Annotated in this window: 18 protein-coding genes; 13 read left to right on the plus strand and 5 right to left on the minus strand. The window is 71.3% G+C overall.

All coding sequences use genetic code 11. The features are described 5' to 3' along the window. Positions 1 to 149: 149 nt before the first annotated feature. Positions 150 to 1,250 (plus strand): 23S rRNA (adenine(2503)-C(2))-methyltransferase RlmN, encoded by a 1,101-nt coding sequence (gene rlmN / locus ACFQ87_RS23235; RefSeq protein WP_380612702.1) that lies wholly within the window; start codon positions 150 to 152, stop codon positions 1,248 to 1,250. Between the two features lie 21 nt (positions 1,251 to 1,271). On the opposite strand, the gene ACFQ87_RS23240 is transcribed toward rlmN, so the two are convergent. The 4 genes from ACFQ87_RS23240 to ACFQ87_RS23255 form a co-directional block, all read right to left on the minus strand. Next, positions 1,272 to 2,423 carry a hypothetical protein gene (locus tag ACFQ87_RS23240; RefSeq protein WP_380612703.1) on the minus strand — a complete coding sequence of 384 codons (1,152 nt, stop codon included), beginning with the start codon at positions 2,421 to 2,423 and terminating at the stop codon, positions 1,272 to 1,274. 27 nt (positions 2,424 to 2,450) lie between these two features. Then, positions 2,451 to 3,206 carry an ABC transporter ATP-binding protein gene (locus ACFQ87_RS23245; RefSeq protein ID WP_380612704.1) on the minus strand — a complete coding sequence of 252 codons (756 nt, stop codon included), beginning with the start codon at positions 3,204 to 3,206 and terminating at the stop codon, positions 2,451 to 2,453. Between the two features lie 227 nt (positions 3,207 to 3,433). Continuing rightward, positions 3,434 to 4,828, minus strand: coding sequence for an aspartate aminotransferase family protein (locus tag ACFQ87_RS23250; protein ID WP_380612705.1), 1,395 nt, complete (start codon positions 4,826 to 4,828; stop codon positions 3,434 to 3,436). After that, positions 4,825 to 5,298 carry an Lrp/AsnC family transcriptional regulator gene (locus tag ACFQ87_RS23255; RefSeq protein ID WP_030243538.1) on the minus strand — a complete coding sequence of 158 codons (474 nt, stop codon included), beginning with the start codon at positions 5,296 to 5,298 and terminating at the stop codon, positions 4,825 to 4,827. Before ACFQ87_RS23255 ends, ACFQ87_RS23250 begins: the two co-directional genes overlap by 4 nt. A gap of 250 nt (positions 5,299 to 5,548) precedes the next feature. Between ACFQ87_RS23255 and ACFQ87_RS23260 the strand changes: the two genes are divergently transcribed. The 3 genes from ACFQ87_RS23260 to ACFQ87_RS23270 all read left to right on the plus strand — a co-directional run bounded on the left by ACFQ87_RS23260 (position 5,549) and on the right by ACFQ87_RS23270 (position 9,907). After that, a complete protein-coding gene (locus ACFQ87_RS23260; protein ID WP_380612706.1) occupies positions 5,549 to 7,042 on the plus strand; it encodes a gamma-aminobutyraldehyde dehydrogenase in 1,494 nt (497 codons plus the stop codon). A gap of 223 nt (positions 7,043 to 7,265) precedes the next feature. Beyond that, complete coding sequence (locus ACFQ87_RS23265; protein WP_380612707.1) at positions 7,266 to 8,624, plus strand: aspartate aminotransferase family protein; 1,359 nt, start codon at positions 7,266 to 7,268, stop codon at positions 8,622 to 8,624. Between the two features lie 65 nt (positions 8,625 to 8,689). Further along, positions 8,690 to 9,907 carry a spermidine/putrescine ABC transporter substrate-binding protein gene (locus ACFQ87_RS23270; protein ID WP_380612708.1) on the plus strand — a complete coding sequence of 406 codons (1,218 nt, stop codon included), beginning with the start codon at positions 8,690 to 8,692 and terminating at the stop codon, positions 9,905 to 9,907. Between the two features lie 27 nt (positions 9,908 to 9,934). On the opposite strand, the gene ACFQ87_RS23275 is transcribed toward ACFQ87_RS23270, so the two are convergent. Beyond that, on the minus strand, positions 9,935 to 11,590 hold the full coding sequence (locus tag ACFQ87_RS23275; RefSeq protein WP_380612709.1) for a PucR family transcriptional regulator: 1,656 nt from the start codon (positions 11,588 to 11,590) through the stop codon (positions 9,935 to 9,937). Positions 11,591 to 11,844: 254 nt separating this feature from the next. Between ACFQ87_RS23275 and ACFQ87_RS23280 the strand changes: the two genes are divergently transcribed. From ACFQ87_RS23280 to ACFQ87_RS23320, 9 genes are all read left to right on the plus strand, one after another. Continuing rightward, a complete protein-coding gene (locus tag ACFQ87_RS23280; RefSeq protein ID WP_380612710.1) occupies positions 11,845 to 13,356 on the plus strand; it encodes a gamma-aminobutyraldehyde dehydrogenase in 1,512 nt (503 codons plus the stop codon). A gap of 55 nt (positions 13,357 to 13,411) precedes the next feature. Further along, complete coding sequence (locus ACFQ87_RS23285) at positions 13,412 to 14,671, plus strand: spermidine/putrescine ABC transporter substrate-binding protein (protein ID WP_380612711.1); 1,260 nt, start codon at positions 13,412 to 13,414, stop codon at positions 14,669 to 14,671. Positions 14,672 to 14,708: 37 nt separating this feature from the next. Continuing rightward, entirely contained in the window at positions 14,709 to 15,848 is a 1,140-nt protein-coding gene (locus ACFQ87_RS23290) for an ABC transporter ATP-binding protein (protein WP_380612712.1), read from the plus strand. Next, positions 15,845 to 16,789 (plus strand): ABC transporter permease, encoded by a 945-nt coding sequence (locus ACFQ87_RS23295; RefSeq protein WP_380612713.1) that lies wholly within the window; start codon positions 15,845 to 15,847, stop codon positions 16,787 to 16,789. Before ACFQ87_RS23290 ends, ACFQ87_RS23295 begins: the two co-directional genes overlap by 4 nt. Then, entirely contained in the window at positions 16,789 to 17,592 is an 804-nt protein-coding gene (locus ACFQ87_RS23300; RefSeq protein ID WP_380612714.1) for an ABC transporter permease, read from the plus strand. Before ACFQ87_RS23295 ends, ACFQ87_RS23300 begins: the two co-directional genes overlap by 1 nt. Positions 17,593 to 17,653: 61 nt before the next feature. After that, a complete protein-coding gene (locus ACFQ87_RS23305) occupies positions 17,654 to 19,048 on the plus strand; it encodes an NAD(P)/FAD-dependent oxidoreductase (protein WP_380612715.1) in 1,395 nt (464 codons plus the stop codon). 170 nt (positions 19,049 to 19,218) lie between these two features. Continuing rightward, entirely contained in the window at positions 19,219 to 19,686 is a 468-nt protein-coding gene (locus ACFQ87_RS23310; protein WP_380612716.1) for a bifunctional DNA primase/polymerase, read from the plus strand. Positions 19,687 to 19,744: 58 nt separating this feature from the next. After that, the gene (locus tag ACFQ87_RS23315) at positions 19,745 to 20,509 is read left to right on the plus strand and encodes a hypothetical protein (RefSeq protein WP_380612717.1); all 765 of its coding nucleotides are present in this window, start codon (positions 19,745 to 19,747) and stop codon (positions 20,507 to 20,509) included. A 224-nt stretch (positions 20,510 to 20,733) separates the two neighbouring features. After that, the gene (locus tag ACFQ87_RS23320) at positions 20,734 to 22,257 is read left to right on the plus strand and encodes a CoA-acylating methylmalonate-semialdehyde dehydrogenase (RefSeq protein ID WP_380612718.1); all 1,524 of its coding nucleotides are present in this window, start codon (positions 20,734 to 20,736) and stop codon (positions 22,255 to 22,257) included. Positions 22,258 to 22,729 lie beyond the last annotated feature (472 nt).

Here is a 22,729-nt window from a genome sequence, read left to right on the forward strand (position 1 = left end):
CCCATTCCGGGAACCGAACGGGGGGGGTGGGGGGGGTGTGGGATGTCGGGGGGGGGGGGGAGGGGGGGGCGGAGAAGGACAGTGGGGGGGGGGGGCCCGAGAACGCGTGGTTTGTGCCCCCCCCCCGCGTCTGCGACACTGGAACAACCATGCCTAAGCCCGGAGAACTCACCTTTGTCGCGCCGCGCGGCGCCAAGCCCCCGCGACACCTCGCCGACCTGAGCCCCGCCGAGCGCAAGGAGGCCGTCGCCGAGCTGGGCGAGCAGCCGTTCCGCGCCAAGCAGCTCTCCAACCACTACTTCGGCCGGATGTCCAACGACCCGGCGAGCTGGACGGACATCCCCGCCGCCAGCCGGGAGAAGCTCACCGAGAGCCTGCTGCCCGATCTGATGTCGGTGGTGCGGCACGTCTCCTGCGACGACGACACCACCCGCAAGACGCTCTGGAAGCTGTTCGACGGCACCCTCGTCGAGTCGGTGCTGATGCGCTACCCGGACCGGGTCACCATGTGCATCAGCTCGCAGGCCGGTTGCGGCATGAACTGTCCGTTCTGCGCCACCGGTCAGGCCGGGCTGACCCGCAACCTGTCCACCGCCGAGATCGTCGAGCAGATCGCCGCCGGGATGCGCGCGCTCAAGGCCGGCGAGATCCCCGGTGGCGAGGCGCGGCTGTCCAACGTGGTCTTCATGGGCATGGGCGAGCCGCTGGCCAACTACAACCGGGTGCTGGCCGCGATCCGCCGGCTGACCGACCCGGCACCGGACGGCTTCGGCCTGTCCCAGCGCGGTATCACCGTCTCCACCGTCGGCCTCGTCCCGGCGATGAACCGGCTGGCCGACGAGGGCCTCAGCTGTCGTCTGGCGCTGTCGCTGCACGCCCCGGACGACGAGCTGCGCGACGAGCTGGTCCCGGTGAACACCCGGTGGAAGGTCGCCGAGGTGCTGGACGCGGCCTGGAACTACGCGGAGAAGTCCGGCCGCCGGATCTCCATCGAGTACGCGCTGATCAAGGACATCAACGACCAGGCCTGGCGCGCCGACCTGCTCGGCCGGCTGATCAAGAACCACCGGGTGCACGTCAACCTGATCCCGCTGAACCCGACCCCGGGTTCCAAGTGGACGGCCTCCCGGCCCGAGGACGAGCGCGAGTTCGTCCGCCGGCTCCAGTCCCACGGTGTGCCGACGACGGTTCGCGACACCCGCGGCCAGGAGATCGACGGCGCCTGCGGCCAGCTCGCCGCGGCCGGCTGAGCCGTACGACGAGAGGACCGGCTAGCGCAGCCCGGCGGCCGCCAGCGCGGCGGTCGCCCCGCCGGTCAGCAGCAGCGTGGTGCCGACCGCCAGGGTGCGCAGCAGGACCGCGCCGAACAGCAGCCGCGGTGAGGCGCCGAGGCGCAGCAGCGCGTCGGTGACCTCGCGCCGGTCGGTGCGGACCTCGTCCAGTCGGGAGACCACCGCGGCGGCCGCGCAGCCGAGCACCAGGCAGGCCTCTACGGCGGGCAGCACGTCGGCGCTGTCGGGCGTGCCGATCCAGTAGCGGATGGTGGTCAGCACCAGCGCGACGACGAGGGTGAGGACGGCCAGCGGCGGGCCGAGGCGGCGGGCCTGGGCGGTCAGGCCGCGACCGGCGAGCAGCCGCAGCGGGGTGGGCCGGCCGAGGGAGAGCAGCCGTCCGGTCCAGGCGAGCAGCGGGCCGGTGAGCAGCGCGAGCCCGAGCGCGCTGGCGGCCCAGCCGCCGAGGGCGGCGGTGCTGGTGGTGCCGAGTCCGGCGGGCAGGCGGATCGGGCGGCCGTCGGATTCGGCGTCGGGCCGCAGCGCGATGAGTTCGAGCGCGGCGCCGATCACCACCAGTCCGATCGGCAGGGCGATCCGCCAGACGCCGAAGCCGGTCCGGCCGTGGGCGCGGCCGCCGGGCAGGGTGTCGGGGACGGGCACCGCGCAGGCGGCGGCGATGCCGGCGGTGAGCGGGACCAAGGCGAGCAGGGTGACGGGCGCGGCGGCCGGCAGTGGCACTCCCATGCCGAGGTCGGGGGCGAGCGAGGGCCCGGCGATGTCGTTGCGCAGGACCAGGAAGATCAGCAGGGTGAGCACGCTGCCGAGGGTGCAGGCGACGGCGACCTCGCCGGCGATCAGGGTTCGGATCCGGCGGGAGCCGACCCCGGCAGCGGTGAGTCCGGCGATCCGCTCGGGCCGCCGGGCGGGCACCGAGCGGGCGGCGACGGCCGCGAACCAGGCGACGGCGGCCAGCGGGGGCAGGCACCAGAGCAGTCGGACCAGCGCGTGGGTGCCGCCGAGCGGTTCGCCCAGCGCCCGCCCGAGGGAGCGCAGCAGGAACGCGGCGACGGCGGCGGCGGCCAGTGCGGTGAGCAGCCAGCGGCCGAGGTCGGGCACCCGGTAGCCCCGGGCCAGACGGAGGTAGAACACGTCGACTCTTTCAGCGGCTGGGCGTCGTCAGCGGCGGGTGGCCGTGACGGCGGACGCACCGGTCGTCCCCGGGGCGGCGGTGCCGCGCGGGACAGGGGCGGCGGGGGCGGTGAGCCGTCCGTCGACGAGGGCGACGGCGCGGTCCGCGAACCGGACGAGCTCGGGGTCGTGGGTGGCCAGGACGAGGGTGAGCTGGTGCGAGCGGGCCGCGCTGGTCAGTATCCGCAGCACCTGGTCGGCGGCCTCGCGGTGCAGCGGGGCGGTGGGGTCGTCGGCGAAGACGACCGGCGGCAGCGGGGCGAGGGCGCGGGCGACGGCGATCCGCTGGCGCTGGCTCTGGACCAGCTGGTCGGGGCGCTGCCGGCCGATCCCGCCGACGTCGAGGCGCTCCAGCCACTCGTCGGCGGCGGTGTAGGCGGCCTTGTTGCCGGCCCCGGCGAGGAGCAGCGGCAGGGCGACGTTCTCGCGGGCGGTCAGTTCGGGCACCAGGTGCGGTTCGGAGCCGACGAAACCGAAGCGGTCGCGGCGCAGCCGTTCGCGGCCGGCGCGGCCGAGGGTGTGCACGGGCGAGCTGTTGAACCAGACCTCGCCCTCGTCGACCGGGAGCTGGGCGGAGAGGCAGCCGAGCAGGGTGCTCTTGCCGGAGCCGCGCGGGCCGGTGACGGCGAGCACCTCGCCGTCGCGGACGCCGATCGAGATGCCGCGCAACGCGGGGGTGCCGTAGTGGGACTTGACGATCCCTCGGGCCCACAGCACGTCGTTGTCAGGCGGTGCCGCTGACATGAGGTTCCATCCTGGGTGCCGCAGGGATATGACAGTCGTCAGATTAGAACGACCGGGGCCTCGCGTGGTTGCGGCGCACTGGTCCATCACGGGCAAATCACCCGCATTCAGGCATGTTTGGTCGTGCGACTGTGATGTTGGCGGGTCATCGGCGCGCGGACGCCGAAGGGCGGCCCCGGGGATCGGGGCCGCCCTTCGGCGAAGGGTGGGGAAGAGGGCTCAGGGGATCAGAGCTTCGCCCACGCGTCGGTGAGGCTGGTCCGCAGGATCTGCTCGATCTCGTCGAAGGTCGACTGGTCGGAGATCAGCGGCGGGGCCAGCTGCACGACCGGGTCGCCACGGTCGTCGGCGCGGCAGTACAGGCCGTTGTCGAAGAGGGCCTTCGAGAGGAAGCCGTAGAGCACGCGCTCGGTCTCCTCGTCGTTGAAGGTCTCCTTGGTGACCTTGTCCTTGACGAGCTCGATGCCGTAGAAGTAGCCGTTGCCGCGGACGTCGCCGACGATCGGCAGGTCGCGCAGCTTGCTCAGGGTGCCGAGGAAGCGCGACTCGTTGTCGAGCACGTGCTGGTTCAGGCCCTCGCGCTCGAAGATGTCGAGGTTGGCGAGCGCCACGGCCGAGGAGACCGGGTGGCCGGCGAAGGTGTAGCCGTGCAGGAAGGTGTTGTCGCCCTTGTAGAACGGCTCGGCGATGCGGTCCGAGATGATCGTGGCGCCGATCGGGGAGTAGCCCGAGGTCATGCCCTTGGCGCAGGTGATCATGTCCGGCACGTAGCCGAACTTGTCGGCGCCGAACATGGTGCCGAGGCGGCCGAAGGCGCAGATGACCTCGTCCGAGACCAGCAGCACGTCGTGGCGGTCGCAGATCTCGCGCAGGCGCTGGAAGTAGCCGGGCGGCGGCGGGAAGCAGCCACCGGCGTTCTGCACCGGCTCGACGAAGACGGCGGCGACGGTCTCGGGGCCCTCGAAGAGGATGGCCTCCTCGACCTGGTCGGCGCACCAGCGGCCGTACGCCTCGGGGTCGACGGTGCCGTCGGGGCCCTCGAGGTAGTGCGGGGCGCGGTAGATGTTGGTGTTCGGGGCCTTGTGGGTGCCCGGCACCAGCGGTTCGAACGGGGCCTTCAGGCCCGGCAGACCGGTGATGGACAGCGCGCCCTGCGGGGTGCCGTGGTAGGCGATGGCGCGGGAGATGACCTTGTACTTGGTCGGCTTGCCGGTCAGCTTGAAGTACTGCTTGGCGAGCTTCCAGGCGGTCTCGACGGCTTCGCCGCCACCGGTGGAGAAGAAGACCTTGTTCAGGTCGCCCGGGGCGTAGTTGGCCAGGCGCTCGGCCAGCTCGACGGCCTTGGGGTGCGCGTAGCTCCAGATCGGGAAGAACGCGAGTTCCTTGGCCTGCTTGGCGGCGACCTCGGCCAGCTCGGTGCGGCCGTGACCGGCCTGCACGACGAACAGGCCGGCCAGGCCGTCGATGTACTTCCGGCCCTTGTCGTCCCAGATGTACGTGCCCTCGCCCTTGACGATGGTCGGCACGGGGGAGTTCTCGTACGACGACATGCGGGTGAAGTGCATCCACAGGTGGTCGTAGGCGGTCTTGGAAAGGTCCTTCTGCGCCGGGTCGGCTGTCATCGGGTGCCCCAGGTGTAGGTCTGTTTCCGGAGCTTCAGGTAAACGAAGCTCTCGGTGCTCCGCACGCCGGGAAGCGCGCGGATGCGCTTGTTGATCAGTTCGAGCAGGTGCTCGTCGTCCTCGCAGACCAGTTCGGCCAGAAGATCGAACGAGCCTGCGGTGCAGACGACGTAGTCGACCTCGTCGAGGGCGGCCAGCGCGTCGGCGACTGGCTCGATGTCGCCCTCGACCCGGATGCCGACCATCGCCTGGCGGGTGAAGCCGACGGTGAGCGGGTCCGTGACGGCGACGATTTGCATCACGCCCTGGTCGAGCAGCTTCTGGACGCGCTGCCGTACGGCTGCCTCGGACAGGCCGACGGCCTTGCCGATGGCGGCGTACGGGCGTCGCCCGTCCTCCTGGAGCTGCTCGATGATCGCCTTGGAGGCGGCGTCGAGGGGAACGCTCGCGTTCCGGTCGCGGTTGGCCACGCGGCCACTGTGCCCGATCGTTCCCCTGTTCGCAAGCGTGGAAACTGCTGATTTCGTCGCGATCTTGGAAATCCCGTACGGATTTCATCGCGTACGCGACTCCAGTCTGTCGATCCCGGCAGTCTTGCGGCTACCCTGGCACGGTACACGCGCGCCCCCGCAGGGTGGCGTGCGTTCCGCCACCAGTGGACCGCGCCGCTTCGGGCTCGGCCACTCGGCACCCTTCGTAGGCCGGAAACGCCGACGTACCATGGCGCCGGAATCTGCAACGCCGCAGGCCCAGACCGAGGAGAGACCCGTGAGCGACCTTCGCACGCTGCGCAACTACATCAACGGTGAGTTCGTCGACGCGGCTGACGGCCGCACGCTCGACATCGTCGACCCGGCGACCGGCGAGGTGTACGCGACGTCGCCGCTGTCCGGTGCCGCTGACGTGGACGCGGCCATGGCCTCGGCCGCCGCCGCGTTCCCGATCTGGCGCGACGCCACCCCGAGCACCCGGCAGAAGCTGCTGCTCAAGATCGCCGACGCGGTCGAGGCGCGGGCCGACGAGATCGTCGACGCGGAGGTGCGCAACACCGGCAAGCCCCGCGCGCTGACCCTCTCCGAGGAGATCGGCCCGATGGTGGACCAGATCCGCTTCTTCGCCGGTGCCGCCCGCCTGCTGGAGGGCAAGGCCGCCGGTGAGTACATGGACGGGATGACCTCGATCGTCCGCCGCGAGCCGGTCGGTGTCTGTGCCCAGGTCGCGCCGTGGAACTACCCGATGATGATGGCGGTCTGGAAGTTCGCCCCGGCCATCGCCGCCGGTAACACCGTCGTGCTGAAGCCCTCGGACACCACCCCGGCCTCCACCGTGCTGCTGGCCGAGATCATCGGCGGCATCCTCAAGGACCTGGAGCTGCCGGCCGGCGTCTTCAACGTCATCTGCGGTGACCGCGAGACCGGCAAGCTGATGGTCGAGCACAAGACCCCGGCGATGGCCTCCATCACCGGGTCGGTCCGGGCCGGTATCCAGGTCGCCGAGTCGGCCTCCAAGGACGTCAAGCGCGTCCACCTGGAGCTGGGCGGCAAGGCCCCGGTCGTGGTCTTCGAGGACGCCGACATCGCCGAGGCCGTCGAGGGCATCTCGGTGGCCGGCTACTTCAACGCCGGCCAGGACTGCACCGCCGCCACCCGCGTGCTGGTGCACGAGTCGATCCACGACGCCTTCGTCGAGGCGCTGGCCAAGGCCGCGGCCGAGACCAAGACCGGCGGCGTGGACGACGAGGACGTGCTGTACGGCCCGCTGAACAACGCCAACCAGCTGAAGCAGGTGGCCGGTTTCATCGAGCGGCTGCCCGCCCACGCCAAGGTCGAGGCCGGTGGCCACCGGGTCGGCGACAAGGGCTACTTCTACGCCCCGACCGTCGTCTCCGGCCTGCAGCAGGACGACGAGATCATCCAGAACGAGGTCTTCGGCCCGGTCATCACCGTGCAGAAGTTCACCGACGAGGACCAGGCCGTCGAGTACGCCAACGGCGTCGAGTACGCGCTGGCCTCCTCGGTGTGGACCAAGGACCACGCCCGCGCCATGCGGATGTCGCGCCGCCTGGACTTCGGCTGCGTCTGGATCAACACCCACATCCCGCTGGTCGCCGAGATGCCGCACGGTGGCTTCAAGAAGTCCGGCTACGGCAAGGACCTGTCGGCGTACGGCTTCGAGGACTACACCCGCGTGAAGCACGTCATGACCGCGATCTAGCGGGTCGTGACCGTCGAGCGCAGGATGACCGCGATCTAGCGGGTCGTGACCGTCGGGCGCGGTATGACCGCGATCTGATCCCGGTCAGAACTCGTCCGAACTGACAAGGGGCCCGGGTCTTTTCGACCCGGGCCCTTTCGCTTTGCACCCTGTCGGCGGGTCGGGTGACCGACTGACAGGATGAAACTGCACTTCGGGGACCGGCGGCCCTAGCCTTACCGGCATGAGCATCCCCACCGCTGACTCAGCCGCCGGCCTGGCCGTCAAGGCCGCCGACCGCGCGCACGTCTTCCACTCGTGGTCCGCCCAGGCGCTGATCGACCCCCTCGCGGTGGCCGGCGCCGAGGGTTCGCACTTCTGGGACTACGACGGCAACCGCTACCTCGACTTCTCCTCGCAGCTGGTCAACACCAACATCGGCCACCAGCACCCGAAGGTGGTCGCCGCGATCCAGGAGCAGGCGGCGAAGCTCTGCACCGTCGCCCCCGGCTTCGCGGTCGAGTCGCGCAGCGAGGCCGCCCGGCTGATCGCCGAGCGCACCCCGGGCGACCTGGACAAGATCTTCTTCACCAACGGCGGCGCCGAGGCCGTCGAGAACGCCATCCGGCTGGCCCGGCTGCACACCGGTCGGCAGAAGGTGCTGTCCACCTACCGCTCGTACCACGGCGCCACCGCCAACGCGATCGCCCTCACCGGCGACCCGCGGCGCTGGGCCAACGAGATCGGCGTCTCCGGTGTGGTGCACTTCTGGGGCCCGTACCCCTACCGCTCCAACTTCCACGCCGAGAACGAGGCGCAGGAGTGCGAGCGCGCGCTGGAGCACCTGGAGCAGGTGATCGCCTTCGAGGGGCCGGGCACTGTCGCGGCGGTCATCCTGGAGACGGTGGTCGGCACCGCGGGCATCCTGATCCCGCCGGCGGGGTACCTGGCCGGGGTGCGGGAGATCTGCGACCGCTACGGGATCGTGTTCATCCTGGACGAGGTGATGGCCGGCTTCGGCCGCACCGGCGAGTGGTTCGCCGCGGACCACTGGGGCTTCGTCCCGGACCTCATGACCTTCGCCAAGGGCGTCAACTCGGGCTACGTGCCGCTGGGCGGCGTGGCGATCAACGCCGAGATCGCCGCCACCTTCGCCGAGCGGCCGTTCCCCGGCGGGCTCACCTACTCCGGGCACCCGCTGGCCTGCGCCTCGGCGGTGGCCACCATCAACGCGATGGCGGAGGAGGGCATCGTCGAGAACGCCAAGCACATCGGCGAGACGGTGCTCGGCCCGGGTCTGCGCGCGCTGGCCGAGCGGCACCCCTCGATCGGCGAGGTGCGCGGTCTGGGCGTGTTCTGGGCGCTCGACCTGGTCAAGGACCGGGAGACCCGCGAGCCGCTCGTCCCGTACAACGCCGCGGGCGCCGACAACGCGCCGATGGCCGAACTGGCGGCCGCCTGCAAGCAGCGCGGGCTCTGGCCGTTCGTCAACATGAACCGGTTCCACGTCGTCCCGCCGTGCACCGTCACCGAGGAGGAGGCCAAGACCGGCCTCGCGGTGCTGGACGAGGTGCTGTCGCTGACCGACGCGCACGCTGTCTGACGTACCTACCAGGACGGCCCCGGGCACCCGTGTCCGGGGCCGTCCCACGCTCCGGAAGGCCCCACATGTCCAGCAGCTCCACCCTGACCCGCCGCCCCGCCCCCGACCGCCCGCAGGGCCCCGCGCGCATACGCCGACGTTCGGTGCTCGGCGGGGCCGCGCTGCTCGGCGCCGGGACGCTGACCGGCTGCGGCATCCCGTCCGCGTACGTCGCCGAGGACCGCCGCTCGGCGCCGGACCGCTCGGAGAGCGACAAGCGGCTGAACTTCTCCAACTGGACGCAGTACGTCGACACCGACGACCAGGGCAGGCGCCCGACCCTGGACGCGTTCAGCGAGAAGACCGGGATCGCGGTCACCTACACCGAGGACATCAATGACAACGACGAGTTCTTCGGCAAGATCAGCCCGGTGCTCACCCAGGGCGCCGACCCGGGCCGGGACCTGATGGTGATCAGCGACTGGATGGCCGGGCGGTACGTCTCGCTGGGCTGGGTGCAGGCGATGGACCGGGCCAACCTGCCCAACGTCACCGCCAACCTGGACCCGCAGCTGTCGAACCCGGCCTTCGACCCCGGGCGCAAGCGCAGCGTGCCCTGGCAGTCCGGGATCACCGGCATCGCGTACAACCGCAAGGCGCTCGGCCGGGAGCTGCGGTCCACGGCTGACCTGTGGGCGCCCGACCTCAGGGGCCGGGTCACCCTGTTCGCCGGGCTGGACGAGGCGCTCGGGCTGCTGATGCTCTCCCAGGGCGCGGACATCACCGCCTTCAGCGACGACGACGCGCACCGGGCGATGGACCTGGTGCAGAAGATGGTCGACACCGGCCACGTCCGCCGCTTCACCGGCAACGACTACACCAGCGACCTCGCCTCCGGCGCCGCGGTGGCCTGCCAGGCCTACTCCGGCGACGCCGTCCAACTCACCGCCGAGAACCCGGACATCGCCTTCGTGGTGCCGGAGGAGGGCGGCGAGCTGTGGGCGGAGAGCCTGATGGTTCCCAACCGGGCCGTCCACAAGCGCAACGCCGAGCTGCTGGTCGACTACTACTACCAGCCCGAGGTGGCCGCCGAGCTCGCCGCGGCCGTCCAGTACATCTGTCCGGTGCCGGCCGCCCGCGCGGTGCTGGCGGACAGCGGTGACAAGGACCGGGCCGAACTCGCCGAGAACCCGCTGGTGTTCCCGACCGAGGAGATGCGTGCCCGGCTGCACGGCATGCGCGACGTCACCTCGGCCGAGCGGCCCGAGCTGCACAAGGTCTGGGGGCGCATAACTGGAGTGTGAGGGGTACCGGGGTGTGAGCCCGGCGCGTCAGCGCCGTACGGCGTCCAGCGCGAGCAGCGCCACGTGCAGGGACAGGCAGGACTCCACCTGGTCGAGGTCGACGCCGAGGATGCGTTCGACCTTGTGCAGCCGGTCGTAGAAGGACGGCCGGGACAGGTGCGCGGCGTCGGCCGCCGCCGACTTGTTCCGGCCCTGCTCCAGGTAGATCCGCAGCATCTGCACCAACTGGCCGTTGTGCTCGGCGTCGTGGGCCAGCAGCGGGCCCAACTCCCGTTCCACGTAAGTCTGCAGGCGGGCGTCGTCGCGCAGCAGGTGGAGCAGGCCACGCAGCCGGACATCGGGCAGCCGGTAGTAGGAGGCGGTCCGGCCGCCGCCGGGCGCGTCGTGCAGGGCCGCGTCGGCGACCTGGGCGGCCTCCAGCAGGGTGCGCCGGGCGTCGCGGACCGAGCCGACCGAGGAGCCGACCGCGACCACCGGGCCGGGGGCGTCGGCGCCCTCCCGGCCGGCCTCGGCGGACATCCGGCGCAGGGTGGCCGAGAAGGAGTCCAGCGCGACGTGCTCGTCCTGCTGGGCGCCGAGCGCGATCAGCAGGCCCACGCCCTCGTCGTCGAGCGCGCCGACCAGGGCGGACAGCCGGCAGGCCCGGACCGCGCCGGCGGCCAGCTCGGTGAAGTCGCGCAGCCGGGCCTGGGCCTCCAGCGCGGCCGGGATCGGCCCGCGGCGTTGGCGCAGCACCGCGCCGACCAGCCGGCGCCCCTCCAGCGGGACGCCGAGCGCCTGGGCGCGCAGGGCCACCTCGGAGACGGTCAGCGCGTGGGTGAGGATGCCGGAGAGCAGGGTGCGGTGGGTCTGCCGCTCCAGGCTCTCCCGGTCGCGCACCACCAGCCGGTTGAGCGCCAGCGCCGAGGCGCCGCGCTCCAGCAGCATGGCGTGCGGGTGGGTCCCGCCCTCCGGCAACGGACCCGGATCCTGGACCAGCACCAGCCGGCCCCAGTCCTGACCGCGGGCGCCGACGGCGGTCACCAGCCAGCCGCTGCGCGGGTCGTGGCCGGTGCGGCCGGGTGGACGGACCCCGCGCGAGCGGCGCTCCCAGTCCTCCAGCAGCTCGGCCTCCGGGCGTCCGGCGCTGTCGTGGGCGAGCACCTGGTGGGCCAGGTTCTCCAGGACCACCGGAGCGCCCGCCATCCGGGCCACCTGGCGGATCACCTCGGGCGGCTCGGCGCCCTCCACCACGAGCTCGTTGAACACCTGGTGGACCGACTCGGAGACCCGCAGCTGCTCCAGCTGGGCGTTGACCACCAGGGCGTGCACGGCCTCGGTGACGGCGACGAAGCGCACCTCGCGGCGGAGCGTGATCAGCGGCAGCCCGCACTGCTCGGCGGCGCTCACCAGGGCGCGCGGCAGCGAGTCGAAGTAGCGCCGCCCGAACTCGACCACCAGGCCGGCCACCCCGACCTCGTCCAGGTCGCGGACGTAGCGGGCCAGGCCCGCGCGGTCCTCGGGCAGCGCGATGCCGGTGGTCAGCACCAGCTCGCCGCCCTGGAGCATCCCGGCGACGTCGGGCAGCTCGCTCACATGGACCCAGCGGACCGGCCGCTCCAGGCGGTCGGCGCCAGCCACCACCTGGGGCAGGCCGCGCCGCATCACCTCCAGGTCGAGCACGCGGGCGACGGTGGGAAGCATCGCGGGCCTCCAGGGCCGGGGGAGGGGAGCGGGAGCAGGGGGATCAGAGTGTCAGGTAAATCATCCATCGCGGCGACGACCTGTTGCCCTCCGAAGGACCTTGCACTCTGTAAGGCCCTTCGTGTCGAGACTGTCGAAGTGACCCTTGTCACGTCAACCCCGCAGCGGGCAAGGTCAGCGGGACCGCAGACCCCCACGGCGGAAGCGCGGACCCGCAGCGTGCGGTCGGACCGCCGGCACTTGGAGGAAACCAGATGGACCTGACCGACTTCGGCGCGGGCGCGCAGTACATCGCGGGCCGTCAGAGCCGGGGCGGCGGCGAGCCCTTCCAGGTCGTCAACCCCGCCGACGGCAGCGTGGTCGAGCAGGTCACGCTGGCCACCGCCGCCGACGTGGACACCGCCGTCGCCGCCGCGAAGGCCGCCCTGCCCGGTTGGTCCTCCGCCACCCCCGGCGCCCGGTCCGAGGCGCTCACCCGGCTGGCCGCCGTACTGACCGACGCGGCGCGGGACCTCGCCCGGGTGGAGACCGCGCAGACCGGCAAGCCGGTCAAGCTGGCCACCGAGTTCGACGTCCCCGGCACCATCGACAACACCGCCTTCTTCGCGGGGGCCGCCCGCAACCTGGAGGGCAAGGCGGCCGGCGAGTACTCCGGCGACCACACCTCCTACGTGCGGCGCGAGGCGATCGGCGTGGTCGGCTCGATCTCGCCGTGGAACTACCCGCTGCAGATGGCCGCCTGGAAGGTCCTCCCGGCCGTCGCCGCCGGCAACACCATCGTGCTCAAGCCGGCCGAGCTGACCCCGCTGACCTCGCTGATGTTCGCCCGGGCCTGCACCGAGGCGGGCATCCCGGACGGCGTGGTCAACGTGGTCACCGGCGCCGGGCGGACGGCCGGCGAGCACCTGGTCGCCCACCCCGACGTCGCGATGGTCTCCTTCACCGGCTCCACCGCGGTCGGACGGCGGGTCGCCGAGCTCGCCACCGCGAGCGTCAAGCGCACCCACCTCGAACTCGGCGGCAAGGCCCCGTTCGTGGTCTTCGACGACGCCGACCTGGACGCCGCGGTGCACGGCGCCGTCGCCGCCTCGCTGATCAACGGCGGCCAGGACTGCACCGCCGCCACCCGCGCCTACGTCCAGCGCCCACTGTACGAGGCCTTCGTGGCCGGGGTGGCCGAGCTGTACGCGGCGATCCGGATCGGCGACCCGCGCAATCCGCACACCGACCTCGGCCCGCTGGTCTCGTACACCCACCGGGACCGGGTGGCCGGCTTCGTGGAGCGCGCCCGCTCCTACGCCACCGTGGTCACCGGCGGCCCCGCGCCGGAGCGGGGCCACGACGGCACCGACCTCACCCGGGGCGCCTACTACGCGCCGACCCTGATCACCGGCGCCGCCCAGGACAGCGAGGTGGTCCAGGGGGAGGTGTTCGGCCCGGTGCTGGTCGTGCTGCCCTTCGACGGCGACGACGAGGGCCTGCGGCTGGCCAACGACACCCCGTACGGCCTGGCCGCCTCCGCCTGGACCGGCAACGTGCACCGCTCGCTGCGCGCCACCCGGGAGATCGCCGCCGGGTGCGTCTGGGTCAACGACCACATCCCGATCATCAGCGAGATGCCGCACGGCGGGTACAAGGCGTCCGGCTACGGCAAGGACATGTCCCAGTACTCGCTGGACGAGTACACCCAGGTCAAGCACGTCATGTTCGACACCACCGCGCTCGCCCGCAAGGACTGGCACCGCACCGTCTTCGGCGACAGATAACCCCCGGACCGGGGTGCTCCCCCACGCACCCCCATTCCCCCAGGAGGCCCGATCCATGGCGTTCAAGGCGTTCAACGAACTCACCGACGGTCTGCCCGAACCGGTCCGCAGGGCCTGGGAACGCAGTCTGACCGGCGGTCGGGCCGCGGTCGGCCGCCGCACCCTGCTGCGCGCCGCCGCGCTGACCGCCGGAGCGGGCACCCTGGCCGCCTGCGGCATCCCGGCGGCCCCCCGGGCGACCGGCGACTCGACCGCGGGCGCCGCCAAGGACCTCTCGGACAGCGAGAGGGAGATCGACTTCTCCAACTGGCCGCTGTACGTGGACACCGACGAGAAGGACAAGCAGAAGCACGGCACCCTGGACGCCTTCGCCGCCGCCACCGGCATCAAGGTCAAGTACAACGAGGACGTCAACGACAACGTCGAGTTCTTCGGCAAGATCAAGCCGCAGCTCGCGTCCGGCCAGGACACCGGCCGCGACCTGGTGGTGCTCACCGACTGGATGGCCGCCCGGCTGATCCGGCTCGGCTGGGCGCAGAAGCTCAACCCGGCGAACGTCACCACCGCGATCACCAACGTCGACGCCCGCTTCCGCGCCCCCGACTGGGACCCGGGCCGGCTCTACTCCTACCCGTGGGCCGGCATCCAGGTCGTCGTCGCCTACAACAAGAAGGCGACCAAGGGCAAGGAGGTCACCAGCGTCTCCCAACTGCTGGACGACCCCGAGCTCAAGGGGCGGGTCACCTTCCTCTCCGAGATGCGCGACACCATCGGGATGGTCCTGCTGGACCTGGGCAAGGACCCGGCGAAGTTCACCGCGGACGACTACGACGGCGCGATCGCCCGGCTGCAGAAGGCCGTCGACAGCAAGCAGATCCGCCGCTTCACCGGCAACGACTACGGCCAGGAGCTCTCCTCCGGCGACATCGCGGCCTGTGTCGCCTGGGGCGGTGACCTGATCCAACTGCGTGCCGACAACCCGGACATCGAGTTCGTCGTGCCGGAGAAGGGCTACGTCGCCTCGACCGACAACATGCTGGTCCCGGCGAAGGCCAGGCACAAGACGAACGCGGAGAAGCTGATCGACTTCTACTATCAGCCGAAGATCGCGGCGCAGCTGGTCGCGGGCATCGGCTACGTCTCCGCCGTCACCGGGATGAAGGACGAGCTCGCCACCCTCGCCCCGGACAGCGCGGCCAACCCGCTGGTCGTACCCACCCCCGAGATGGCGGCCAAGGCGCACGTGTTCCGCACGCTCACCGAGAGCGAGGAGAGCGACTTCGAGCAGAAGTTCTCCAAGCTCATCGGCGCCTGACCCCCTTTCACGGCCGAGAAACCCAGGAAGACACCCCATGACAGACCAGCTGCGCGACGCGGCCGGCGGCGACGTCCGCCTCACCGGCATCGGCAAGACCTACGGCTCCTTCACCGCCGTCCACCCGCTCGACCTGACCGTCCCCCAGGGCTCCTTCTTCGCCCTGCTCGGCGCCTCCGGCTGCGGCAAGACCACCACCCTGCGCATGATCGCCGGCCTGGAGGAGCCCACCAGCGGCACCGTCCTGATCGGCGGACAGGACGTCACCGCCCTGCCCCCGTACAAACGGCCGGTGAACACCGTCTTCCAGAGCTACGCGCTCTTCCCGCATCTGGACATCTTCGAGAACGTCGCCTTCGGCCTGCGCCGGCGCGGCAGGAAGGACGTCAAGAAGCAGGTCGACGAGATGCTGGAGCTGGTCGAACTCGGCCAGTACGCCCGGCGCAAGCCGCACCAGCTCTCCGGCGGCCAGCAGCAGCGCGTCGCGGTCGCCCGCGCGCTGATCAACCACCCCCAGGTGCTGCTGCTGGACGAGCCGCTCGGCGCCCTCGACCTCAAGCTGCGCCGCCAGATGCAGCTGGAGCTCAAGCGGATCCAGACCGAGGTCGGCATCACCTTCGTGCACGTCACCCACGACCAGGAGGAGGCCATGACCATGGCCGACACCATCGCGGTGATGAACGGCGGCCGGGTCGAGCAGCTGGGCGCGCCCGCCGAGCTGTACGAGAACCCCGCCACCACCTTCGTGGCCAACTTCCTCGGCCAGTCCAACCTGCTTCCCGCCGAGGTCACCGGCGGCGCGGGCGAGGACCTGCTGCTCACCGTGGCCGGCACCCGCCTCGCCGTGCCGAAGGCGCGCTGCGCCACCGACGCCAAGCGGGTCCACCTGGGCGTGCGCCCGGAGAAGATCACCATCACCCACGGCTCCGAGAAGGCCGCCGAGGGCCGCAACGCGCTGGCCGGCACCGTCGTCGACTCCAGCTTCATCGGCGTCTCCACCCAGTACCTGGTGCGCACCGACGGCGGCCAGGAGGTCACCGTCTTCGAGCAGAACATGGAGCGCGACGCCCGGATCGTCCCCGGCGCCGCCGTGCTGCTGCACTGGAACCCGGCGCACTCCTTCGCCCTGGACGCCTCGCAGGCGATCGACGCGGGCACCGCGGAGGAGGCCGCATGACCACCGCCACCCCGGCCGCGCCGCCGCAGGCCGTACCCCCGGATCGCAGCCCGTCGTCGGGCCGGGAGACAAAGCCGAGGCGCAAGCTCACCCCGTACTGGCTGCTGCTGCCCGGCATCGCCTGGCTGGTCGTCTTCTTCGCCGTGCCGATGGTGTACCAGGCGTCCACCTCACTGCAGACCGGCTCGCTCGAAGCGGGATTCAAGGTCACCTGGCACATCTCGACGTACTGGGACGCCCTGGTCGAGTACAAGTGGCACTTCGTCCGCTCCTTCTCCTACGCGGCGATCGCCACCGTGCTCTGCCTGGCGGTCGGCTACCCGCTCGCGTACACCATCGCCTTCAAGGCGAACCGGCGCTGGCGCAACGTCATCCTGATCCTGGTCATCGCGCCGTTCTTCACCAGCTTCCTGATCCGTACGCTGGCCTGGAAGACCATCCTGTCCGACGGCGGCCCGGTGGTCGGGGCGCTGAACACCCTGCACGTCCTGGACGTCACCAACGCGCTCGGCCTCACCTCCGGGGACCGGGTGCTGGCCACCCCGCTCGCCGTGGTCTGCGGTCTGACGTACAACTTCCTGCCGTTCATGATCCTGCCGCTGTACACCTCGCTGGAGCGGATCGACCCCCGGCTGCACGAGGCGGCCGGCGACCTGTACGCCCGGCCGTTCACCACCTTCCGCAAGGTCACCTTCCCGATCTCGCTGCCGGGCGTGGTCGCGGGCACCCTGCTCACCTTCATCCCGGCCTCCGGCGACTACATCAACGCCCAGCTGCTGGGCTCGCCGAGCGAGCAGATGGTCGGCAACGGCATCCAGAAGCAGTTCCTGAACGTGCTCGACTACCCCACGGCCGCCGCGCTGAGCTTCATCCTGATGGCCCTGATCCTGGGCATGGTGACGGTCTACATGCGCAAGGCCGGGACGGAGGAACTGGTCTGATGTCCCGGATTTCCAAGTGGATCCGCGCCCACCTGGTGGTGCTGGCCGGCCTGCTGGCCCTCGCCTACCTGGTGCTGCCCAACCTGGTCGTGCTGGCCTTCTCGTTCAACAAGCCGGTCGGCAAGTTCAACTACGAGTGGAACGAGTTCTCCACCGACGCCTGGACCAACCCCTGCGGCGTGGCCGACATGTGCCAGTCGCTCTCGCTCAGCCTGCGGATCGCGGTGCTCGCCACCATCGGCGCCACCGTGCTCGGCACCATGGTCGCCTTCGCGCTGGCCCGCTACCGCTTCCGCGGCCGCTCGGCCACCACCGCGATGATCTTCCTGCCGATGGCCATGCCCGAGGTGGTCATGGCCGCCTCGCTGGGGACGCTGTTCCTCAACATGCGCATCCCGTTCGGCTTCACCACCATCCTCATCGCGCACATCATGTTCTGCCTCAGCTTCGTGGTGACGGCGGTCAAGGCGCGCGTGATGAGCATGGACCCGACGCTCGAACAGGCCGCCCAGGACCTCTACGCGACCCCCATCCAGACCTTCCTGAGGGTCACCCTGCCGCTGGCCGCCCCCGGCATCGCCGCCGGTGCGCTGCTCAGCTTCGCGCTCTCCTTCGACGACTTCATCATCACCCAGTTCAACTCGGGCCCGACCACGGTCACCTTCCCGATGTTCGTCTGGGGCGCCTCGCAGCGCGGAATCCCGGTGCAGGTGAACGTCATCGGCACCGCGATGTTCGTCGCCGCGGTCGCGCTGACCGTCGTCGGGCAGTGGCTCGGCAACCGTCGGAAGGCCACCGTCTGACGTACGGTCGGCAGCGGCGGCTCACAACCGTCATCTATTCGCAGAAAGTGGCTGATAATGCATGGACTCCGCCCGCGCACTCAGTGACGCCCGGCCCACCCCCTTCTGGCTGGAGGACCCCGGTCGGCCGGAGGCGCTGCCCGCCCTGGTCGGCGACACCACCTGCGACCTGCTGGTCGTCGGCGGCGGCTACTCCGGCCTGTGGACCGCCCTCATCGCCAAGGAACGCGACCCCTCACTCGACGTCGTGCTGGTCGAGGGCAACGAGGTCGGGTGGGCCGCGTCCGGGCGCAACGGCGGATTCTGCGCGGCCAGCCTCACCCACGGCTTCGGCAACGGCCTGCAGCGCTGGCCCGCCGAACTCGCCCAGCTGGAACGCCTCGGTGCCGCCAACCTCGACGGCATCGAGGCCGCCCTCAAGCGCTACGGCATCGACGCCGAGTGGGAGCGCACCGGCGAGATCGACATCGCCACCCAGCCCCACCAGGTCGAGGAGCTGCACGAGATCGCCGAGGCCGTCGCCAGGTACGGCTTCGACCTCACCGTTCTGGACGCCGACCAGCTGCGCGCCGAGGTGGACTCGCCGACCTTCCTCGGCGGCCTCTGGGACAAGGAGGGGGTGGCGATGGTCCACCCCGCCAAGCTCGCCTGGGGCCTCAAGGACGCCTGCCTGAGCCAGGGCGTGCGGATCTTCGAACACACCCGGGCCACCGACCTGCGGGAGTACGGCAGCGGCATGGCCGCCCGTACCCCGTACGGCCGGGTGTTCGCCCGCCGGGTCGCGCTCGGCACCAACGTCTTCCCGTCCCTGCTCAAGCGCGTCCGTCCGTACATCGTGCCGGTGTACGACTACGCGCTGATGACCGAGCCGCTCGACGACGAGCAGCTCGCCGCGATCGGCTGGCGCGGCCGGCAGGGGCTGGGCGACAGCGCCAACAAGTTCCACTACTTCCGGCTCTCCGCCGACAACCGGATCCTCTGGGGCGGCTACGACGCCGTCTACCACTACGGCGGCCACGTCCGGCACGAGTACGACCAGCGGCCGGAGACCTTCCGCACCCTGGCCAACCACTTCTTCCGCTGCTTCCCGCAACTGGAGGGGCTGCGCTTCACCAACGCCTGGGGCGGTGCCATCGACACCTGCAGCCGGTTCTCGGCGTTCTTCGACACCGCGTACCGGGGCAAGGTCGCCTACGCGGTCGGGTACACCGGGCTCGGCGTCGGCGCGACCCGCTTCGGCGCCGAGGTGATGCTCGACCTGCTCGCCGGCGAGCGCACCGAACGCACCTCGCTGGACATGGTGCGCTCCAAGCCGCTGCCGTTCCCGCCCGAACCGGTGCGCTGGGCGGGGATCGAGATCACCACCCGGTCGCTGGAGCGGTCCGACCGCAACGGCGGCCACCGCAACCTCTGGCTGCGCACGCTCGACCGGCTGGGGCTCGGCTTCGACAGCTGACTCCGCCCAGCGCGTCACGCGACCCGGGTCACGCGCGCCGTCTCAGCGTGCCCCCATATGCGATCCGGGCCGCGTGACCTGAGTCGTGCGACCCGTGTGAGAGGTACCCGTGTAAGAGCGACCCGCCGTCCGCCTCTCCCTGGTGACGGCGGGTCTCGGTCTCCCGCCGTGTGACCAGGCCGAACCGCGAGAAGCGGGGACACGACACGGAGAGCACCGGACTGCACTGGCTCGCCCAGGTGGCACCGGACCCGGAGGCCTTCCGGGCACAGTGGGAACGCTCCGGGCCGGGCCTGGTGCTGCTACCGGCCGGACGCCGCTGGGACGTCCTCTCCGTCCCCGGACGGCTCGGGCGCCCCGCCCTGGACGTCCTGGACACCGGCTCCCGCGGACCGGTGCTCACCGACTTCGGGGACGAGCAGGTCAGCTTCCTGGTGCCGGTCGGCACCGCCGCCCGCTGGGTCGGCACCAGCGTGCGCTGTGCGGGGGAGGGCACTTGGATCGTCGTCCCGCCCCCCGAACGCAGCAGCCGGGGCGTGCGATGGCTGGTTCCGCCCGACGGCTCCGGGCGGCTCAACGACCCGGTGTTCCTGGAGCTCGCCCTGCACGAGGCAGCGGCCGGGCTCACCGGCTGGTGAGCGCCCGCGCGTCCCTCGGCGCGGCGCGCGAGGCGGGCGGTCGCGTCAGACTGGGGGCGTGACCACCACTCCGCACGCCGTCGACGCCGCCCTGCGACCGGGCCGCGCCCAGCTGCGCCTGGCCGCCCTGGCCGAGCCCGTCTGCGCCCGGTACGGACTGGCGCTGGCCGGTGGGCACGCGCTGCGTGCCCACGGCGTGGCGGCCTGCGCGCAGGACGGGCTCACCCTGGCGACCGGCGGCGCCGACCTGCCGGAGGTGGGCGCCGCGCTGGCCGCGGCCTACCGCGCGGCGGGCGGCGGAGTCATCGAGCGGCCCGGCACCCCACGCCTGGAGCAGCTGACCGTACGGCTGGCGCTGGGCGGGCGCACCCACTCGGTGGAGCTGCGGAAGGAACCGCTCGGCCACCGGTCGGTCCGGCTCGACCTGGGCGCCCCGGCACCGGACGAGCCGCCGGTGGTGCTGCCGGTGGTCGCCCTGGAGGACGCGGCGGCGCTCACCACCGCGCTGCTGGTCGACCGGGGCATGCCGCGCGACCTGATCGACGTGCACGCCCTCACCCGCTGCTACCGAGAGGGTGAACTGCTCGCGCTGGCTGGAGAGTTGGACCCGGAGTTCCAGCCGTCCGCGCTCGCCGACCGACTGGAGACGCTGGCCGAGGCCGCAGACGGCCGGTTCCGCGCCCGAGGTGTCGAGACCGGGTCGGTGGACGGGCTGAAGCGGTGGGCGCTGGCCTGGGCACAGGACCTGCGGCTGGACCTGCTGGAGACCCAGGAGGCGACGGACGGGCTGCACGACCCGTACCTGGAGGACGAGGAGTCCTGAGTCATGGGCTGGGGGGTTGACGCGTTCGGAGTAGCGACCGGACGACCTGTAAGGCTGAATCCGCGATCCCCGTCAGCCTGTTCGTTGAGCCCCGCCGGGACGGCCGCCAGACTGGGAGATGAGCGCGGTAGCCCCGTGAATTCCCGTCGCCCAACCCTCGCGCGGGCGGCGCCAGACCGGACCGGTGGCAGGACGCCGCCCGGGACTTCGGAGGCAGACGGACCTTGAGCAAGCACATCATCCACTGGATCGGCGGCAGCCCCGTCGCCACCGCCGGCGCGGCGCCCCGCCGCGGTGACATCTTCGACCCGGCCACCGGCCAGGTCTCCGGCCACGTCGACTTCGCCGGGATCGCCGAGGTCGACCAGGCCGTGGCCGCTGCCGCCTCGGCCTTCGCCGAGTGGCGCACCGCCTCGGTGGCCAAGCGCACCACGGTGCTCTTCGCCTTCCGCGAGCTGCTGAACGCCCGCCGGGACGAGCTGGCCTCGATCATCGTGTCCGAGCACGGCAAGGTGCACTCGGACGCGCTGGGCGAGATCGCCCGCGGCCTGGAGGTCGTCGAGTACGCCTGTGGCATCCCGCAGCTGCTCAAGGGCGGCTTCACCGAGCAGGCCTCCAGCGGCATCGACGTCTACTCGATCCGCCAGCCGCTCGGACCGGTCGCGGTCATCTCGCCGTTCAACTTCCCGGCGATGGTGCCGATGTGGTTCTTCCCGATCGCCATCGCGGCCGGCAACACCGTCGTGGTGAAGCCCTCGGAGAAGGACCCGTCGGCCGCCAACTTCCTGGCCGAGCTGTGGAAGGAGGCCGGGCTGCCGGACGGCGTCTTCAACGTCGTCCACGGCGACAAGGTGGCCGTCGACCGCCTGCTGGAGCACCCGGACATCAAGTCCGTCAGCTTCGTCGGCTCCACCCCGATCGCCCGCTACGTCTACGAGACCGGCACCCGCTACGGCAAGCGCGTGCAGGCCCTGGGCGGAGCCAAGAACCACATGCTGGTCCTGCCGGACGCCGACCTCGACCTCGCCGCCGACGCCGCCGTCAATGCCGGCTTCGGCGCGGCCGGCGAGCGCTGCATGGCCGTCTCCGTCCTGGTCGCGGTCGACCCGATCGGCGACGAGCTGGTCGACAAGATCAAGCAACGGATGGCCGGGCTGAAGGTCGGCCCCGGCTGCAACGGCGACTCCGAGATGGGCCCGCTGGTCACCGGCCAGCACCGCGACAAGGTCACCTCCTACGTCGAGTCCGGCCTCGCCGACGGCGCCGAGCTCGCCGTGGACGGCCGCAAGCACCCGATCACCACCGAGGACGAGAACGGCGCCCCGACCGCGGACGGCTTCTGGCTCGGCCCCACGCTGTTCGACCACGTGAAGCCCGGCATGTCCGTCTACAACGACGAGATCTTCGGCCCGGTCCTCTCGGTCGTGCGCGTCGCCTCCTACGAGGAGGGCCTGGCGCTCATCAACGCCAACCCGTACGGCAACGGCACCGCCCTCTTCACCAACGACGGCGGCGCGGCCCGGCGCTTCCAGTTCGAGGTGGAGGTCGGCATGGTCGGCATCAACGTGCCGATCCCGGTGCCGGTCGCCTACTACTCCTTCGGCGGCTGGAAGGCCTCGCTCTTCGGCGACACCCACGCGTACGGCCCCGACGGCGTGCACTTCTTCACCCGCGGCAAGGCCGTGACCCAGCGCTGGCTGGACCCGTCGCACGGCGGTATCAACCTCGGCTTCCCCACCAACAGCTGAGCCCAGGCCCTTGAGCCTCGCGCCGCAGTAGGGCTGGTCGACCCCCTCTCCCCGGGGCCGACCAGCCCTTCTGCATGCCGTTTGCATCCGTCGGCCGAAGCGCGTACAGTTCTTCGAGCTGCCTGGCAGGGAGCACCGGACACGCATTTGCGCGGACGGTCCCGGGGTAGCCAATCCTCTGAAACACCACTTCCGGTTCGTGCCGGTCGTTTCGCGTTGTCGCGGTGCGGCTCGGTGCTTATTCGGTGTGCGCGTTTAATTGGGTTGTGGCCGATTCGCTTTTCGGAGCGGGGATCGGCTAGAGTTTGAAACGTCGGACGGGGCGTCAAACCCCGGAAGACACCGGCGAGTTGGATGAACGAAGCCCCGGAAACGGGGCGGAAAACATCTGATAAGCTGGAAACACGAAAGAACGAAGCGCCCGGAGGGCCCGCTGGAAGGCGGTCCGAAGGAAGCGTCCGTTCCTTGAGAA

The sequence above is a fragment of the Kitasatospora sp. NPDC056531 genome (assembly GCF_042794375.1).
In the GTDB taxonomy this organism is placed as follows: Bacteria; Actinomycetota; Actinomycetes; order Streptomycetales; family Streptomycetaceae; genus Kitasatospora.